The sequence below is a fragment of the Rhizobium sp. WYCCWR 11152 genome (assembly GCF_013087615.1).
In the GTDB taxonomy this organism is placed as follows: Bacteria; Pseudomonadota; Alphaproteobacteria; order Rhizobiales; family Rhizobiaceae; genus Rhizobium; species Rhizobium indicum.
Map to the genome: position 1 here is coordinate 1 of NZ_JABFCP010000028.1, position 18,015 is coordinate 18,015.

At 61.3% G+C, this 18,015-nt stretch carries 17 protein-coding genes; 3 read left to right on the forward strand and 14 right to left on the reverse strand.

All coding sequences use genetic code 11. The features are described 5' to 3' along the window. Positions 1-652 precede the first annotated feature (652 nt). Genes nuoH through G9X67_RS34055 form a run of 3 tightly spaced genes read left to right on the forward strand, consistent with a single transcriptional unit; the run spans position 653 to position 2,717 of the window. Positions 653-1,654: an NADH-quinone oxidoreductase subunit NuoH gene (gene nuoH, locus G9X67_RS34045; RefSeq protein WP_138334946.1), complete on the forward strand. Its 1,002-nt coding sequence runs from the start codon at positions 653-655 to the stop codon at positions 1,652-1,654. A gap of 10 nt (positions 1,655-1,664) precedes the next feature. Continuing rightward, positions 1,665-2,231 (forward strand): NADH-quinone oxidoreductase subunit I, encoded by a 567-nt coding sequence (locus G9X67_RS34050; RefSeq protein WP_138334947.1) that lies wholly within the window; start codon positions 1,665-1,667, stop codon positions 2,229-2,231. A 45-nt stretch (positions 2,232-2,276) separates the two neighbouring features. After that, positions 2,277-2,717, forward strand: a complete 441-nt coding sequence (locus G9X67_RS34055) for a CBS domain-containing protein (protein WP_138334948.1) — start codon at positions 2,277-2,279, stop codon at positions 2,715-2,717. Positions 2,718-2,792: 75 nt separating this feature from the next. Here the strand turns inward: G9X67_RS34055 and nuoG are convergent, their stop codons facing one another. The 14 genes from nuoG to G9X67_RS34125 all read right to left on the reverse strand — a co-directional run bounded on the left by nuoG (position 2,793) and on the right by G9X67_RS34125 (position 17,178). Beyond that, complete coding sequence (gene nuoG / locus G9X67_RS34060) at positions 2,793-5,372, reverse strand: NADH-quinone oxidoreductase subunit NuoG (RefSeq protein WP_138334982.1); 2,580 nt, start codon at positions 5,370-5,372, stop codon at positions 2,793-2,795. Between the two features lie 31 nt (positions 5,373-5,403). Next, on the reverse strand, positions 5,404-6,669 hold the full coding sequence (gene nuoF / locus G9X67_RS34065; RefSeq protein WP_138334949.1) for an NADH-quinone oxidoreductase subunit NuoF: 1,266 nt from the start codon (positions 6,667-6,669) through the stop codon (positions 5,404-5,406). A gap of 4 nt (positions 6,670-6,673) precedes the next feature. Next, on the reverse strand, positions 6,674-7,183 hold the full coding sequence (gene nuoE, locus G9X67_RS34070; protein ID WP_138334950.1) for an NADH-quinone oxidoreductase subunit NuoE: 510 nt from the start codon (positions 7,181-7,183) through the stop codon (positions 6,674-6,676). 16 nt (positions 7,184-7,199) lie between these two features. Beyond that, positions 7,200-8,414, reverse strand: coding sequence for an NADH dehydrogenase (quinone) subunit D (gene nuoD / locus G9X67_RS34075; RefSeq protein WP_138334951.1), 1,215 nt, complete (start codon positions 8,412-8,414; stop codon positions 7,200-7,202). A gap of 29 nt (positions 8,415-8,443) precedes the next feature. Beyond that, positions 8,444-8,980, reverse strand: a complete 537-nt coding sequence (locus G9X67_RS34080; protein WP_138334952.1) for an NADH-quinone oxidoreductase subunit C — start codon at positions 8,978-8,980, stop codon at positions 8,444-8,446. Continuing rightward, positions 8,977-9,480, reverse strand: coding sequence for an NADH-quinone oxidoreductase subunit B (locus G9X67_RS34085; RefSeq protein WP_020052269.1), 504 nt, complete (start codon positions 9,478-9,480; stop codon positions 8,977-8,979). The genes G9X67_RS34080 and G9X67_RS34085 overlap by 4 nt, the downstream gene beginning before the upstream one ends. Beyond that, the gene (locus G9X67_RS34090) at positions 9,468-9,833 is read right to left on the reverse strand and encodes an NADH-quinone oxidoreductase subunit A (protein WP_138334953.1); all 366 of its coding nucleotides are present in this window, start codon (positions 9,831-9,833) and stop codon (positions 9,468-9,470) included. The genes G9X67_RS34085 and G9X67_RS34090 overlap by 13 nt, the downstream gene beginning before the upstream one ends. A gap of 149 nt (positions 9,834-9,982) precedes the next feature. Next, the gene (locus G9X67_RS34095; protein ID WP_138334954.1) at positions 9,983-11,422 is read right to left on the reverse strand and encodes an NADH-quinone oxidoreductase subunit N; all 1,440 of its coding nucleotides are present in this window, start codon (positions 11,420-11,422) and stop codon (positions 9,983-9,985) included. After that, a complete protein-coding gene (locus tag G9X67_RS34100) occupies positions 11,419-12,894 on the reverse strand; it encodes an NADH-quinone oxidoreductase subunit M (protein ID WP_138334983.1) in 1,476 nt (491 codons plus the stop codon). The genes G9X67_RS34095 and G9X67_RS34100 overlap by 4 nt, the downstream gene beginning before the upstream one ends. Before the next feature lie 8 nt (positions 12,895-12,902). Then, entirely contained in the window at positions 12,903-14,663 is a 1,761-nt protein-coding gene (locus G9X67_RS34105; protein ID WP_138334955.1) for a Na(+)/H(+) antiporter subunit D, read from the reverse strand. After that, the gene (locus G9X67_RS34110; RefSeq protein WP_063474349.1) at positions 14,656-14,910 is read right to left on the reverse strand and encodes a hypothetical protein; all 255 of its coding nucleotides are present in this window, start codon (positions 14,908-14,910) and stop codon (positions 14,656-14,658) included. Before G9X67_RS34110 ends, G9X67_RS34105 begins: the two co-directional genes overlap by 8 nt. After that, positions 14,907-16,370 (reverse strand): monovalent cation/H+ antiporter subunit D family protein, encoded by a 1,464-nt coding sequence (locus tag G9X67_RS34115; RefSeq protein WP_138334956.1) that lies wholly within the window; start codon positions 16,368-16,370, stop codon positions 14,907-14,909. Before G9X67_RS34115 ends, G9X67_RS34110 begins: the two co-directional genes overlap by 4 nt. Before the next feature lie 5 nt (positions 16,371-16,375). Next, positions 16,376-16,678: an NADH-quinone oxidoreductase subunit NuoK gene (nuoK, locus tag G9X67_RS34120; RefSeq protein ID WP_026265523.1), complete on the reverse strand. Its 303-nt coding sequence runs from the start codon at positions 16,676-16,678 to the stop codon at positions 16,376-16,378. Further along, positions 16,678-17,178: an NADH-quinone oxidoreductase subunit J gene (locus G9X67_RS34125; RefSeq protein ID WP_138334957.1), complete on the reverse strand. Its 501-nt coding sequence runs from the start codon at positions 17,176-17,178 to the stop codon at positions 16,678-16,680. Before G9X67_RS34125 ends, nuoK begins: the two co-directional genes overlap by 1 nt. Between the last annotated feature and the right edge of the window lie 837 nt (positions 17,179-18,015).

An 18,015-nucleotide genomic window follows, 5' to 3' on the forward strand; every position in this document is an offset into this window, starting at 1 on the left:
CCCGGTAGCTCGTCAGGCTCATAACCTGAAGGCCGCAGGTTCAAATCCTGCCCCCGCAACCAAATTCCTCTTAAAGATCAGCACCTACCTTCTTATCGCTGGCGGAAAAGCTTCGCTTTCCCTGGCGATGGTAGCTCCTCGTTCGCGAAGCTCACCATAACCTGAAGGGTGAGCGGTCGCTCGGGCAACGCCCGATAAAACAGTCCAGTGGACTGTTTTAAGACCCGAACGGGGCAAATCCTGCCCCCGCAACCAACGATACTTACAAATTTGCCCATTCAGGGTATTTGCCCTTGCTCCTCGCCATAGCGGTCGAGGAGCTTTTTGCGTTTCTGCAGGGTGTCCAGCTCCCCGGAGCCAGCTGACCTGCCACGGAACTTCATCCGGCTGCGATGAGAGCCTCGGCGGTTTGATACGCATGGTGCCGTGCAATCGGCGGAAACGCGAAGCTTTCATCTTGCACAGCGAACCACTCGTCTCAAAACGTCCTGAGCCCGGACACATCATAGCCAGCGGCAACATAACTGCGACGGCATTGTATGAGGTGCCTCGCCGTTGTACCATGTAGTCTGACAATTGCGCGCAGTGCTCATTGTATAGCCGGAGCCAAAGTCCGGGCGCGCTTCAACCCGATGAATAAGTAGCCGGGATCATGGAACTTATCGTCGCCCTTGGCCTGATCGTCTTGAAGGTCGCGTTCCTGATTGCGATCCTGCTGTTGCTACCCTTGCCGCTAACCTGGCTGGAACGCAAGATCGCCGGGCACATGCAGCAGCGGATGGGGCCGATGCGCGTGGGATGGCACGGGCTGTTGCAGCCGGTTGCGGACGGAATCAAGCTCCTGACCAAAGAGGATCACATCCCGGCCGAGGCCGACCGGTTCCTGTTCAAACTGGCGCCAATCCTGGCGCTCGCCCCGCCCTTTGTGGTGTTCGTCGCGATCCCCTTCGGCGAAACTGTCTCGGTCCTCGGCCACGAGATCACGCTCTACGTCTCCAACATGAATGTGGCGCTCCTTTTCGTTTTCTCGGTGATCGGGATCGAGGTTTATGGCGTCATCTTCGGCGGCTGGGCCTCCAACAGCAAATACGCTGTCCTGGGCAGCCTCAGAACCTGCGCGCAGATGATCAGCTACGAAATCCCGATGGGGTTCGCGGTCATCGGCGTGGTCATGCTGGCGCAATCCATGAGCCTTCTCGAGATCGTGCGGGCGCAGGCCGACGTCTGGAACATCGTCTACCAACCGGTCGGATTCTTCGTGTTCTTCATCGCTGGATTGGCCGAAGCGCAGCGCATTCCCTTCGACCTGGCGGAAGCGGAAGGCGATCTAGGGGCCGGGTTCCATACCGAATACAGCGGTATCCGCTTTGCCTTCTTCATGGTTAGCGAATATGCCATCGTATTGCTTGTGTCTGTCCTGGTGGTGATCCTGTTCTTCGGCGGTTGGAACGGAGTTCTGATTCCCTTGCCACCGCTCCTGTGGTTTGTGCTCAAGGTCGCGTTCTTCGTCTATGTGTTTATCTGGTTCCGCTTCACTTTCCCCCGCTACCGCTACGACCAACTGATGGCGATCGGATGGAAAGTCTTGCTTCCTCTTTCAATGGCGAACATAATTATAACCGGTGTACTTTTAGGGGTCGTAGCGGCTCCGTAGCGAGGCGGCGATGTCGCGCGCGCAGGACAGAGTTGGAACATGGATTGGTTGGGCGTTCTTTGCCGATCTGGCGAGCGCCTTGGCTCTGACTTTCGGCTACATGTTCTCCAGATCCGTGACCATGCAGTATCCGGACAAGGAAAAGTGGCTGCCCTACTCCCGCTATCGCGGGCATCACTTCCTGACGCGTGATGAAGAGGGCGAGATCAAGTGCGTGGCCTGCGAACTCTGCGCGCGGATCTGTCCCTGCGACTGTATCGAAGTCGTCCCCTACGAGGACGAGAAGGGCAAGCGGCACCCGGCCAAATTCGAGATCGACACGGCCCGCTGCCTGTTCTGCGGGCTGTGCGAGGACGCCTGTCCGGCGGATGCGATCGCGCTTGGCCAGCAGTATGAATTTTCGAGTTTTTCCTCGCGTGACCTGGTGATCGGGCGCGACGACCTGCTCGCCAAGCCGGGTAAGGCGGCAACCGGCGGCGGCGTGGTTGCCGCGCGCCTGAATACGAAGAAGGACGTACTTGTCGAGACGAAAGAGACGCAGGGCTACAACTGGTGGCGGAATATCCGGCGAACATGAACGCGCGCCAGCTGTCAAACCGAAGCGCTCGGAAAGGAGGCTTAGATGTTTGTCGGTGAAATCATGAAGAACAAGGGTGTCGGTGTCATCGCAGTCGCTCCCGATCAGACGATGGTGGAGGTACTGAGGTTGTTTCGAGACAACAATATCGGCTTCGTCGTCGTGAGCCGATCGAACAGCAAATATCTCGGTACGCTGTCGGAGCGGGACTGCTGCAATGCGGTGGCGGAATACGGGGCTGAGGCGGCGGCGATGCGGGTCGCGGACATCATGAACCGCAATGTGGCGACGTGTTCGACACAGGATTTGCTGCCCGTCGCGATGGGGATCATGACCCAGCGGCGTACGCGCCATGTGTTGGTCACGGATGGAGGCGACGTTGTCGGCGTGGTCAGCATCGGCGACGTGGTTAAACACAGGCTCGACGAAGCGCAGCGTACAGAGCAGGATCTGCAGGATTACATATGCGGGACCAGGTATCACTGACGTCGCCAACTCGATGTGAAGACGCTGGGGCGGGCAGCTTGCCGCGGGGCCTTGCGGTGCCCCGACCCCAAATCTTCAGACCCCACGCCAGATCCGGCCTGGGCGGTCGACCTCAAGAGTCGCATGCGACTTCTGGACTTCCACCGCGCATGGATATTCGCCCCGCCGCAGCAGGCTGTTGAGACGCAAGGCTCTATAGTTTTCCGGAACGAAGACGAGGCCCTTGGGAAACCGCCTGTCGACCTTGAGCTGCGCCGTCAGTTCGCCTTGGCCGGAACGCACGATTACCTGATCACCATCCGAAAGGCCAAGCTCCGCGGTATCCTGCGCGCTCATCGCGACATAGGGATCGTTGGCGACCGTGTTCAGGATGTCCGACCGTTCGGAAAGATATCCGTTGTGGAACAGGCAGTCGCCGGTGATCAGCATGAGCCGGTCGGCTGCTGTTGGAACGGGTGGCGGCGCAAGGAACACGCCAGCCGGTAATGTTGGCACCGCCTTGGTGAATGCGCCGTCGGCGCCAAGCCCGTCCTGCGTCAACCCCTGATAGGCCGGAAGCAGCCGGGCAATCTCGTCGAAAATTTCGGCTTGCGTCGATGGCCGCAGCGCCTGGTTGCGTAGCGCCGCGACGAAGTCGACAATCGCCAGATTGCCTCGCGCCTCGAAAACGGGCTCACTGAATTTGCGAACATTCTGGATCCGACCCTCGTTGTTGGTGAACGTTCCGGATTCCTCGCCGTAGCCCGCCGCGGGCAAGACGACCTCGGCCATGCCCGCCGTATCCGTGAGGAACGCGTCCTGCACGATCAGGAGATCGGCGGCGCCAAGCGCCCGCGTCACAAAGTCCCGGTCGGGATAGGCGACCAGGGGGTCGGTTCCGACGATGTAGAGCGCGCCCATCCGCCCACCGACGCAGAGCTCCAGCATGGCGTCGAGATCCGCGCCGGGTTCAGACGGGATTTCGGCGCCCCAGTTTCGTGCAAGAGTTGCGCGCGTCGCGTCATCGGCGACCGCCCGCAGCCCCGGCAGAGCCGCCGGCAGGACCCCCATGTCCCAGGCGCCCATCTGGTTGGCACGGTCGAAGAGAAACTGCATCGCCGGGCCTTTGCCGAGCAGGCGGAGAACGTGCAGCAGGTTGTTGAGCTGCTGCAGCGTCGCGCGCGCTTCGGGTGATCTCAGGAGGTCGACGCTGACAAGCACGGTGACGCTGCGGCCTTCCTTGAGCGCGGCGGCCAGGCGATCCGGCCCGTCACTGCCGGCGCCCGCCGCCGGCCTGCCGATTGCCGCGTCGATGTCCGCAAAAGCGCCGCCCGGCAAGGCCTGACCAGCTGCCGCCACGAGACCGGCCACCACCGCCGCAAGGCTTGCCGCTTCTCCGCCCGGAGGCACACGAACCACCACCCTGGCATCGGCGTCCAGACGCGATGGCCGCGCCGATAGCATGAGCAATCCGGTCTGCCGCCGCCGCGCGCCGTCCCGCAGCAGGTATTCGGTGACCGGGTTCTCCTCGGTTATATTGCCTCCGACGACGAGCACGCAGTCGTTGCCGATTACGTCGTCCAGCGGCGTGCGGCTGTAGAAAGTTCCCAATAGCGGGCCGAGCGTATCGAAGGGCGCGGCCCAGCGTGACGAACAATCAATGTTGTTGGTCCGGAATACTGTTCGCATCAGCTTCTGGAACTGATAAAGCACCTCGTTGGGCAGGCGAGGCGAGGCCAGCCCGCCGGCAGCCTTGCTCTCGACGGCCAACAGTCGCCGGCGCAGATAGTCCCCCGCTTCGTCCCAGGAAACCGGAACCAGGGCGCCATCCTGACGGATCATTGGCTGCTTGATCCGGTCCCGGCTTGCAACGAAATCGAGGCCGAAGCGTCCTCGCACGCAGAGAGTTTCGTGGTTGACACCTTCGTCCCACTTCGAGCGCACCCGCATGAACTCGCCCTTGCGCGTGCCCACCGTCAGCTGGCAACCGGTGCCACAATGCGGGCAGACCGTGTCGGTCTCTACGAGATCCCAGGGGCGCGCCTTGTAGCGGTAGGGGAAGCTCATCAGCGCGCCGACCGGGCAGACCTCGACGCAATTGCCGCACTGGTCGCAACTCGCCAGACTGCCCTCGAAGCCGGTGACGGCGGTATCCATGCCTTTTTCGACGGTGCCCAGCGCCACCGCGCCGACGACCTCCTCACACATCCGGACGCAGCGCTGGCACTGGATGCAGCGGTTGACGTTCATGATGATGACCGGGCTCAGACGAATGTCCTCGGAGTGGAACACACGTTTGTCATCGCGGAATTGGCTTTCGCGGGGCCCGTAGGCCATTACCATGTCCTGAAGCTCGCATTCGCCGCCCTTGTCGCAGATCGGGCAGTCGAGGGGGTGGTTGGCGAGCAGCATGTCGAGCATGGAAGAGCGCGTTTCCTCGATCAGAGGCGTGTTCGTCCGCACGACCATGCCATCAGTGACCGCAGTGGCGCAGGACGGCTGCAACCGCCGCACGCCCTCGATCTCCACCAGGCACATGCGGCACGAAGCCAGCGGCGGCAGCCGCTTCAGATAGCAGAAGGTCGGGACGTCGATGCCCAAACGCTGGGCGGCCTGCAGCACAGTCGAGCCAGCCTCAACTTCCAGCGTTTGTTCGTCGATCGTGACTTTAAGCATGGTTTCCTCACAACCCTGATCCAGCACTCCTTCAGTGAAACGGGCACCTCCGCTCCTCGACATGGGCGACGAATTCATTTCGGAAATGCGCGAGTGCTGCACGCAATCCCATCGCTGCACCGTCACCCAAGGCACAAAACGTATTGCCGAAAATGCCCTTGCAGAGCATCTCCAGCTGCTCCAGATCGCCGGGTGCGCCATCCCCGCCTTCAACCCGGCGCAGGACCTTCACGACCCAGTTCAATCCTTCCCGGCAGGGCGTGCACTTGCCGCAGGACTCATGGTGGAAGAACTCGATGATCCTGGTGGCGACCTTGACCATGCAGGTGCTATCGTCGATCACGATAACGCCAGCCGAACCGAGCATCGAGCCGGCGGCAGCCAGCGAGTCAAAATCCATCCTCACGTCCAGCCCGTGCTCAGGGATGACCGGCGCTGAGACCCCGCCCGGGATCACCGCCTTGATCTTGCGTCCCGGCAAGGCCCCACCGGCATGTTCCTCGACCAGCTCGCGCAGTGGTATGCCCATCGGCAACTCGTAGAGGCCGGGTTTGCGCACCTGCCCACTGAGGCAGTAGAGCTTCGGGCCGGGGCTCTTGTCCGGGCCGATGCCGCGGAACCAGTCCGCGCCCCGCGCCACGATATGCGGCACGCAGGCCAGCGTCTCGACATTGTTGATCACAGTCGGGCTGGCGTAGAGCCCGGCCACGGCCGGAAACGGCGGCTTCAATCGCGGCTGCGCCCGCTTGCCCTCGAGCGACTCGAGCATCGCAGTCTCCTCGCCGCAGATATAGGCGCCTGCGCCGCAGTGGATGTGGACGGCGAAATCGAAATTCGAGCCCAGAATGCCCGTTCCCAGATAACCCTTTTCGTGTGCCTCGGCGATCGCCTGCTCCAGGCGACGGATCGCCGTCACATATTCTCCGCGGATGTAGACATAGGCGGTTTTGGCCCCAATCGCATAGGCGCTTACCGCCAGCCCCTCGATGAGTTGATGCGGATCGCGCTCCATGATGATCCGGTCCTTGAAGGTGCCTGGCTCGCCCTCATCGGCGTTGCAGCAAAGATATTTCGGCTTGTCGACCTGCTTCGGCACGAAACTCCATTTCATGCCCGTCGGGAATCCGGCACCGCCGCGACCGCGCAGGTTGGACTGTTTGACGAGGTTAACGACCTCGTCAGGCGTGTATTCGCGCAGCGCCTTCGCCAGTGCCTGGTAGCCGCCGCCAGCCTCGTAGGTCGACAGCAGGTGACTGTCCGGCGCGGCGACATTCTTGAGGAGAACCGGCTCGAACATGGCGCTACTCTCCCTGCGGTCGCGTAGAGGGCTCGATGCTCGCGACCCGTTCCGTTGTAGCCCGCAGGTTGTCCAAAAGTGCATCTATCCGCGCGACATCAAGGGCACCATGGTAATCGTCGCCGACCTGCATCACCGGAGCCATCTCGCAGGCACCGAGGCACTCGACGGAGGAAAGCGTGAACATCCCGTCCGGCGTGGTGTCGCCCTTCCTGATCGCCAGCGCCGTTTCCAGATGCTTCAGCAGGTCCTCGGCTCCGCACAGCATGCAGGAAACATTGTCACAGAGTTGCAGATGGAACATGCCCACCGGCTCGGTATGGAAGAGCGTATAAAAGGTCGCCAGCTCGTAGACCCAGATCCGTTCGACTCCGAGAATGTCGGCGACTTCTTCCAGCACCTGACCAGGCAGATGGCCATGCTCCCTCTGCGCGATCAGAAGCGCGGGCATGATCGCAGAGCGCTGGTCGGGATACCGCGCCGCTGCGTCTTTTATCTTTTCGCGCATGGTCATTGCATTCAAATCCCTGCTACTTGTCCACCTCCGCCATCACTGGGTCGAGACTGCCGAGCACGGCGATCATGTCCGCCAGATAGCGGGCGTTGGTCACCCCGAACAGTCCCTGAAGGTTGACGAACGAGGGTGCCCGCACCTTCATGCGGAATGGTTTTGGCGACCCGTCGCTGATGATATAGAAGCCAAGCTCGCCCTTTGGCGCCTCGATCGCCGAATAGACCTCGCCCTTCGGCACCTTGAAGCCATAGGCCGACAGGTCGAAATGCTGGATCAGTGCTTCCATCGAGCAATGCACCTTGTCCTTGTCCACCGGGAAGGCGATTGTTGGCATGTCGATCTGGAACGGCCCCTCGGGCATCTGGTCGAGGCATTGCTCGATGATCCGGACGCTCTCGCGCATTTCCTCGACCCGACATTGCCAGCGCGCATAGCAGTCGCCCTCGTCGCGCGTGATGACGTTGAAGTCGAGCCGGTCATAGATCTCATAGGGCTCGTCGCGACGGATGTCCCAGTTGACGCCCGAAGCGCGCAGGTTCGGGCCGCTCAGGCCAAGATCGATGGCGTCCTCGGCGGAGATCACGCCGATCCCCTGCGTGCGCTTCAGGAACACCCGGTTGTTTTCGAGCAACCGTTCATAGTCGCGGATCCGGTTCGGGAAGATGTCGCAGAACTCCCTGATCTTGGGAAGGAAACCGTCAGGCAGGTCCTCGCGCACTCCGCCAACCCTGCAGAAGGACGTGTGCATGCGCGCACCGCTGATCATTTCCAGGAGGTCCATGATCATTTCGCGCTCCCGCATGGCGTAAAGCAAGGCGGTCATGGCGCCGAGGTCCATCGGCAGCGCGCCGGTGATCAGGACATGGCCGGAGATCCGCGCCAGCTCGGCCATCATCACGCGGATATATTGTGCGCGGATCGGTGCTTCTATGCCGAGGAGTTTCTCCACCGCCAGCGCGAAGGCGAGGTTGTTCGACGGTGGACAGAGGTAGTCGAGCCGGTCGGTGAGCGGAAAAATCTGGGTGTAGGTGAAGCTCTCCGCCAGTTTTTCGGTGCCGCGATGGAGGTAGCCGATGTGTGGGTCCACGCGCTTGACGTACTCGCCGTCCAATTCCAGGACGAGCCGAAGAACCCCATGCGTGCTGGGGTGCTGGGGGCCGAGATTGAGAAGCACCTCCTTGGTGTCGAACGCTTCGCCTTGAGGGCTGATCAATTCGGTGACTTCGGTCATTTTAAGTTCCCGGCGTGGAGCGGCCTCCCTTATGGAATGTTCTTGGTGGCGAGGTCGGGCTGCGTCGGTGGCGTGCCTTCGGCGCCAAACGGGTTCAGCTTGTCCTTGTAGCCACGGAGCGGAAAATCCTTGCGCTGCGGGAAGCCCTCGAACCCTTCCCACATGTAGATCCGGCGCAAGTCAGGATGGCCGTCGAACCTGATCCCGTACATGTCCCAGGCTTCGCGCTCATGCCAATTGGCGGTTCGCCAGACCCCCGTCACCGACGGGACCCGCGGCGGATCGGCGAGGCGGCATTTGATGCGAACGCGCCATTTGTTCGGTAGCGAATAGAGGTGGTACACCGTCTCGTAGCGTGGCATCTCAGGATAATGATCGACCCCGCAAATGTCCGACAGGAAGTTGAACCGCAACGCCGGGTGTTCCTTCAGAAACCGGCAAAGCTCGACGATCATGTCAGGCGGAGCGGCGAAGGCATGTACACCATGCGCGAAGCCAAGATCGTCGATTGCCTCGCCGAAACGCTCCGTGATCGTAGTGCGGATGAGGGGCGTCTCCACACTCATGACGCTGCAACCCGATCCAGAGGAGTCCCGGCCAGTGCTCGGGATTTTTTGATCTTCTCCTGAAGTAGCAGGAATCCATGCATCAGCGCCTCGGGCCGCGGCGGGCAGCCGGGCACATGCACGTCCACCGGCACGAAGGTCTCCGCTCCCTGCACCACGGCATAGGTGTTGTAGACCCCGCCCGAGATAGCGCAGGTGCCCATGGCGATAACCCAGCGCGGCTCCGGCATCTGGTCATAGAGCCTGCGCACGACGGGAGCGAATTTCCGCGTCACGGTGCCGGCGATGATCATCACGTCGGACTGGCGCGGCGAAGGCCGGAACACCACGCCGAACCGGTCGAGATCATAGCGGGCGCACCCCGCCGAGATCATCTCGATGGCGCAGCAGGCAATTCCGAAGGTCTCGGGCCACAGCGCCGATTTTCGGCTCCAGTTGATAACGCTCTCGGCCGTGGTGAACAGCACGCTGTCGCGGATCGCATTGTTTACGCCTCCCATTCCAGCGCTCCCTTCAGCCAGGCGTAGGCGAAGCCCACAAGAAGCAGCACTATGAAGACGAACATCTCGACATAACCGACGAGCCCGATGTCTTTCAGGACAACGGCCCAGGGAAAGAGGAACATCGTCTCGACATCGAAGACGACCAACAGGATCGCGAGAATAAAGAACTGCACCCTGAAGCGGCCCCCGGCGGCGTCGCCTGCTGGGTCCATGCCGCATTCATAGGGCATGTTCTTTTCGGGATAGGGATTGGACGGGCGCAGCAGTGAGGAGACAAAAAGCGTCGCCCCTGTCACCAGAACAACTCCGGCGACCATGAAAAGAACCGGCAAGAATTCCATTGCAGTCATATCACTGCACCGGTTGCCCACTGCAGGCTTTTCTCGGGCCGCCGCCCCTGTTCAGGGCCGTAATGCGGTCGCCCGGGGAATCGACTTGGGCAATCCTTTCTTGAGCTTCGAGTTTATTCCGTCGGGCAGATCATTGCAAATTCAATCGGTCAGCCGCCAAACACCGAGTTTTGAGCAAGCCTCAGAAACCAGGCGGGAAACAGGCCGATGCCGATGGTGCCCAAGGCGGTGAAGGCGAGCGTGGCGCGCACCGAGGGCGTCAGCGCCGGGTCGAACGTCCTTTCCGGCTCGCGCATGTAGATCACCATGACGATGCGGATGTAAAAGTAGGCGGCGACGGCGCTCAGCAGCACCGCGATCACCGCCAGCATGACGAAACCTCGCTCGACGAGCGCGACCAGCACATAGAACTTGGCGAAGAACCCGGCCGTCGGCGGAATGCCGGCGAGCGAGAACAGATAGAGCAGCATCAGAAGCGCGAGCCCGGGACGGGACTTGGCGAAACCCGAGTAGTCTTCGATAACCTCGCCCGAGAAATTGGCGTTCCGCATCATGATGACGGTGGCGAAAATGCCGAGATTCATCAAAGAGTATATCAGCAGGTAGAGCATCACGCTGGCGATCCCGTCGGCGCCGCCGGCCACCACGCCAAAAAGGGCGAACCCGGCATGGGCGATGCTGGAATAAGCGAGGAGCCGCTTGAAATTATCCTGCACCAGCGCCACGAAACTGCCGAGCGCCATCGTCACCACGGCAATGACCGCGACGATGATCCAAACGTCCGAGGCTGCTACCAGCGGGTTGAGGAACACCCGCAGGATCACTGCGAACCCCGCCGCCTTGGGGCCGACCGACATGAAGGCGGTGATCGTCGTCGGTGCGCCTTCATAGACGTCCGGCAACCACATATGGAACGGCACCGCGCCGACCTTGAAGACCAGCCCCGCGACGATGAAGACCACCGCCAGCAACAATCCGGGATCGAGCGGATCGCCGGTGACCGCCGCAGCCATCCCGTCCAGCTGCGTCGTACCGGTGAGCCCGTAGACCAGCGAAACGCCGTAAAGGAAAATCCCGGTCGAGACCGCGCCAAGGATCACGTATTTCAGCGCCGCTTCGTTTGACCGCCGCTCTCGCCGCAGGAATCCGGTCAGCACATAGGTGCAGAGCACCATCAGTTCGAGGCCCACATAGATCGAGAGGAGATCGGTCGCCGAGGCCATGATCATCATTCCCGAAAGCGCAAAGAGCAGCAGGACATAGTATTCGCTGCTCCCGATCCCCTCGATATCCGCATATTTTCGCGAAAGGAGGAATGTCAGGATGGTGGCCAGGTAGAACACGAACTTGAAGAAGACCGCGAAGCGGTCGGCGACGAACATGCCCGTATAGGCCGGCCGCACCTCGCTCGAAAGAATGAGTGTCGCCAAGGCGGCAATCAGCACGATCGCGACGGAAGCCCAGACCAGGAAATATTCCTGCCCCCTGCGCACAAGTTGTCCCAGGATCAGCAGGATGCAGGCTCCAGTGATCACCACGATCTCGGGCAGGCTTGCGAGAGCCGACTGGAAAAGTGCTGCGGCTGTCATGGGCCGCTCCCCTTATCGTGCACCTGAGCCAGCAGATGCTTCACCGAGACGTCGATGATGCCGAGAAAGGGTTTCGGATAGAGCCCGACCCACAGCACTAACACGGCTAGCGGCAGGATCGCTGCCATCTCGCGGGCGTTCACGTCGCATATCTTGAACCGGGCGCCGACGCTGGCGGGACCGAGCGCGACTTTCCTGTACATGCCAAGCAGATAGGCCGCGCCCAGCAACGCGCCCAAAACGGCCGCCGCGCCGACGGCCAGGTTGGCCGCAAACCCGCCGGACAACACCAGCAATTCGCCTATGAACGAATTCGTTCCCGGCAGCGCCATCGACGATAGGGTGAACAGCGCGAGAAACGCTGTGTAGACCGGCGCCGCCTTCATCAACCCGCCATATTCGGCGATGCTGCGCGTATGTGTCCGCTCGTAAATCAGGCCGACGAACAGGAACAGGGCGCCCGTCGTTACGCCATGATTGAACATTTGCAGGATGCCGCCCTCGAGCCCGCGCAGGTTCATTGCAAAAATCCCCATCGTCACGAAGCCCATGTGGCTGATGCTGGAATAGGCCACCAGCTTCTTCAGGTCGTCCTGCGCCAGCGCAAGCAACCCGCCATAGACGATCGCAAGCGCCGAAAGCGAAAGCATCAGCGTCGAATAATACACCGACGCCTCCGGCAGCATCGGCAGCGAGAACCGCAGGAACCCGTAGGCGCCCATCTTCAGGAGCACCCCTGCAAGGATGATGCTGCCTGCCGTCGGCGCCTGCACATGGGCGTCCGGCAGCCAGGTATGGACCGGCACCATCGGCACCTTGACGGCGAAGGCGATCAGGAAGGCGAAGAACAGCCAGGACTGGACTGGGAACGGCAAATCCTGCGCTGTCAGCGCGAGGATGTCGAAGGTCTCGCCGCCGTTGAAATAGAGCACGATGACACCGATGAGGAACAGGAGGCTGCCCGCCAGCGTGTAGAGGAAGAACTTGAGCGCCGCATATACCCGGCCTTCGCCACCCCAGACGCCGATGATCAGGTACATCGGGATCAGCATCGCCTCCCAGAAGACGTAGAACAGGAACAGGTCGAGCGCGCAGAACACCCCCAGCATCAGCGCCTGCATGGTGAGCAGACTGACCATGAACTCCTTCACCTTGCGATCGATCGCGACCCACGAGGCGAGCACGCAGATAGAGCCCAACAGCGCTGTCAGGAACACGAAGAGCGCGCTTATCCCGTCGATACCAAGCGCATAGGTGATCCCGAGTGCCGGCACCCACGGGTGCGTCTCGGTGAACTGCATCGCGTGGGTCGTTGTGTCGAAGCTGGCCAGCATAGCGATGGAGAGAGCAAGGTCGAGGACGGTGACACCCAGCGCTGTCCACCGCACCGCATCGTCGCTGTGGAGGAACATCAGAACCACCGCCCCGGCGACGGGCGTGAACATGATGAGACTGAGTAGCGGGAACTCCATCGCACCCCCTACCGCCACGCCACGGCGAAGACGACGGTGGCTGCGATCACACCGGCGATCATCGCCAGCACGTAATGGGTCACGACGCCGGTCTGGAGCCGCCGCAGCGCCCCGCCGCCGCGCAGGGTCAAGCGGGCGACACCGTTCACGACGGCGTCAACGCCGGTGACATCGATCCGCAGTCCCATTCGCGCCGCCCCATGCAGGAAAGGCAACACAGCAGTCTCGGACACGTCGCTCACCGCCTTCTCGTAGCGCGCCAGCGGTTTTCCGGCGATCCACATGAAGACCCGTGCGCCCTTGCGGTAGAACCAATCGGTGTCGATGCTGATCGTGTTCTCGGGGTCGAGCGCCCTGAGGAATATGACAAAACCCAAGGCGGTGAACATCAGCACGCCAAGGCTCTCGGTGACATGGACGCCGGTGTAAGGTTCGTAGTCCACCGGATAGGGCAGAAGATCGTAAAGCGGCTGAGGGAACACCCCGATCGCGATGCAGAGCACCGCCGCCATGCCCATCGCAACCAGCATGTTGCGGGGCGGCTCCCGCGCCTCCAGCCCACGGTCGGTGCCAAAGAACATGTAGTATGGCAGCTTCAGTCCGGTGTGCAGGAACGTCCCCGCCGACGCCATCGTCAGCGCGAGCACCATCACAGCGCGGTGATCCTGTCCGGCGGCGGCCACCACCATCGACTTGGTGACGAAGCCCGAGAAGAATGGAAATGCCGAAATCGCGAAAGCGCCAACCATGTAGAGCGCCACGGTCACCGGCATGGTCTTGTAGAGCCCACCAAGCTCGGTGAGTTTGCGCCGGCCGGTGACGTAAATCACCGCCCCAGCACCCATGAACAAGAGCGCCTTGTAGAGGATATGTGCGAAGGCATGACTGGTGGCCCCGTTCACCGCCATCTCGGTGCCGACGCCGACGCCCGCCACCATGTAGCCCACCTGGCTAACGATGTGATAGGCCAGTAGCCGCCGGCAGTCGTTCTCCAGCACCGCGTAGACGACGCCGTAGAGCGCCATCGCGGTGCCGAGCCAAACGAGAAGTTCAGTTCCCGGAAACGCCCGCGCCAGCACATAGACGGCGGTCTTGGTGGTGAAGGCGCTCATGAACACCGCGCCGGTGACAGTCGCCTCCGGGTAAGCGTCGGTCAGCCATGCGTTGAGCGGCGGCACAGCGGCGTTGAGCATGAACCCGGCAAGGATCAGGTAAGCGCCGACGCCCATCTCGCCTGCGATCGGGCCGAAGAGCAGCGAGCCAGTCGAGAGCCCGTAGAGAATGACGCCGCCCAGTAGGACGACGCCGCCAGTGATATGGACCATGAGATACCGGAACCCGGCGGCGATCGCCTGTCGGCCGCCTTGGGCGAAGACCAGATAGGCAGAGGCAAACGCCATGCCTTCCCAGAACAGGTAGAGCGTCAGGTAGTCGCCGGCGAACACGATGCCGAGGGCGCTGCCGACGTAGACAAATGCAGCGACATGCTGGCCGGGGCGAGGCAGGTGCAGCGCATAGACCGTTCCGATCAGCGCCATGATGGTGAAAACGGTGGCGAAGACGATGCTCAGCTTGTCGACCTTGGCTATGAGGATTTCCTGCCCGATGAACTGCGTCGCGCCGTAGCTTCCCGGTTGTACCGTCAGCACGGCGAGGATCGCCAGCGCCGGGATCAGCAGCAGATAGGCTTTGCGGATCGATCCGTTCAGGAAAGGGATCGGCAGGGCGCCGAGAATGAACAGCAGGGCGGGATGGACGAAGTCAGTCATAATAGTCCTCGCGCCGCATGAGCCCAGCCCGATGGCCGAGGAACTTGGAAACGAAAATCAGCAGCACGCAGGATAAGAAGCCGTAGACGGCCGACCAGCCCGGCAGGCGGTCCCACAGGTATTCGGCGTGTTCGCGGTGGACCAGAAAGTCGGCGATGACGATCAGAACGAGCACCAGATAGAACAGCCGGCGGCGCTGGCTCGCATGTTCCTCGTCACCAAAGAAGTCGACGACACGCTTAATCATCTGACAACTCCTTCCGCCAGGGCGAGGAAATAGCCGGGAAAGATGCCCATCGACACCGACAAGATGGCGGTCGCAACCAGCGGGATCGTCATCATCGGAATTTCACGGACCGTCGCCGGGCTCTCCTGCGCTTCCGTCCCGAAAAAAGCGACATAGCTGACAGGCAGGAAATAAGCTGCGTTCAGGACCGAGCTCGCAAGGAGCACGACCAGGAACGCAATTTCGCCCGCCTCCACCGAGCCCCGCGCCAGATACCACTTGCTGACGAAGCCCGCGGTCGGCGGCACCCCGATCACGCTCAGCGAGGCGACGAAAAAAGCACCCATCGTCCAAGGCAGCCTGCGGCCGATGCCGGCCATGTCGCTGATATTCCGCTTTCCCGACGCGCAAAAGATCGAGCCGGCGCAGAAGAAGAGGGTGATCTTGGAGAACGCATGAGCCGCAATGTGGATGATGCCGCCGACCATCGCGACCGGCGACAACAGAACCGCGCCCAGAACGATGTAGGAGAGCTGGCTGACCGTCGAATAGGCGAGCCTCGCCTTCAGGTCGTCCCGCGTCAGGGCATAGACGGACGCCATCAGGATCGTGAAGGAGACCAGATAGGCCGTGGCGATGCCCAGCCCCAGCCCGCCCACCAGCCCCGTGCCGAAAATGTGGAATACCACCCGCAGCACGCAGAACACGCCCATCTTGACCACTGCCACTGCATGCAGGAGCGCGCTGACCGGTGTCGGCGCCACCATCGCGGCAGGCAGCCAGGCGTGCATCGGCATCACCGCAGCCTTGGCAAAACCGAAGAGATAGCAGAAATAGACGACAGTAAGCATCGGGGCCGAGGCATCGACCCGCGAGAGCAGCCCCCCCGCCACAAAATCGAGCGACCCCGCAATGTGGTAGGTCAACGCCAGCGCCGCGAGAAGCAGGCTTTTCGACGCGCCCATCAAATAGACGAGGTACTTGCGGCTGCCCGCCCATCCCTGTTCATCCTCGTGGTGGTAAACAAGCGGATAGGTCACGAGGCTAAGCATCTCGTAGAAGATCACCAGCGTGAACAGATTGGCGGAAAAGGCGCCCCCGACGGCCGCCGCGAGGCTGGTGGCGAAGCAGGCGAAGAACCTAGTCTGCGCATGCTCGTTCAAGTGGCGCATGTAGCCGATGGAATAGATCGCCGCCACGATCCACAAAAGCGACGAGACGGTGGCGAATACCATGCCGAGCGCATCTACCCGGAAAGCGAAGTCTATCCCCGGCAAAATTTCGAACAGGCGCAAATCGACCGTCCCGCCCGCCAGCACCGTGGGCGCCATCGAGACGACAATCGCGAACATGGCGATTGCAGCGAGCGGCGAGACGATATCGCGGAGCTTCTCGCGGTTGTGCAGAAGGAGAACGGCAAGGGCCGCCAGGCCTGCTATGGCGACGGCAAGCAGCGGCCGGATCGATATCACCGGGTCCAAAGCCGCTATCCTTTCATCATGGTCACTTCGTCGACCTTGAGGGTGGATTTGTTCCTCACGAGGGCGACCAGGATACCGAGGGCGACGGCAACTTCCGCCGCGGTGATTGCGATGACGAAGATCGCGAAGATCTGCCCGCGGAAATCGCCGTAGTAACGCCCGAAAGCGATGAAATTGATGTTGACCGAGTTGAGCAGCAGCTCCAGCGACATCAGCACGACCAGGATATTGCGCCTGACCAGCACGCCCGCTGCTCCGATCACGAACAGGACCACTCCGAGTAGAATGTACCACGAGAGCGGAACCATCATCCCTGCTCCTTCCGCGCCAGCACGATGGCGCCGACCAGGGCGGCCAGAAGGATGACGGACGCAGCTTCAAACGGCAGGAGATAGTCGGCGAAAAGTGTCGTGCTGAGCTGCCTGATCTGATCGCCGCCGCCCATGGCAGCGGGCTCCGTGATCGAAAAGCGGTCGCTCCAGAGCACCAGCACAAGCATCTCGATCCCAAGCAGGATGAGCAGCACCATGGCCGGCAGGTTGCGGCCCGGCAAGAACCGCTGCAACACCGCTTCACGTACATCGATCATCATGATCACGAACAGGAACAGGACCATGATCGCGCCGACATAGACGAAGATCTGGATCACCGCGAGCAACGGCGCCTCGAGCATAACGAAGATTGCCGAGATGTTGAGGAAACACGCCATCAGCGCCAATGCGCTGTGCACCGGATTCCGGGCCAAGACCACCGTCAGGGCCGTGATCACGGACACCGTAGCGAACAGAAGAAAGAACCCCGGATCCATCGACGCCGACCCTCCGACGCGAACCGCTACCCGGCGCGAGACGGCCGGATTTGAGATTGCGCCGCAACTTCCGATGCGTTCACAAATTGTGCCCTAATATTGGATTTTTCACAAGATTATTGTCATTGGCGGAGCAAGACCGGGTCGGTCCGGATGTGGCGAAGGTCGCTTGCGAAGCGCGCGCTTTCGATAGCGCCGTACCGATTTTATTGTTCCATAGGCAAATGGCTTGAGCCGGTCGGTACCGACGTTTTGTTACGGCGTAGTGGGAAATTTCTTCCAAATAACACCGGCTGTTTCGCCGAAGTTACAAGTCTCTGTGGCTTCAGGCCCCCGCAAGAAGGCGAAGCCGACGCAGCGGGACAGAAAACACAAATCCTGAAACCGAAACCAAACTTCCTTCCAAAAATCAAACGCTCTTCGTGGAGCAGCCCGCTCGGCGGACAATCGATTCACTCGATCGATTACTTATCCGCCTCGCCTCGCCAGGCTCATAACCTGAAGGGTGAGCGGTCGCTCGGGCCTCGCCCGATAAAACAGTCCACTGGACTGTTTTAAGACCCGAACGGGGCAAAGCATGCCCCCGCAACCAGATTCCCCAATACACTCCAGAGACCAAAACACAAAAGCCCTCCGACAAGGAGGGCTTTTTGCGTTTCCAGATGTGATCGAGGAGTTAACCCCTCAGCAGGGGGCCGCAACAAGGCCAGGCGATGATGAATGGCCGATCTGCCTATATGCCCGTTCGAGCGTCTGAACCACGTCCTCGCCTCGATAGGTGAAGCGTGCATAGTTCTCGAATCAACCCATTTATCGGTTCTTAAACAAAGAATGACA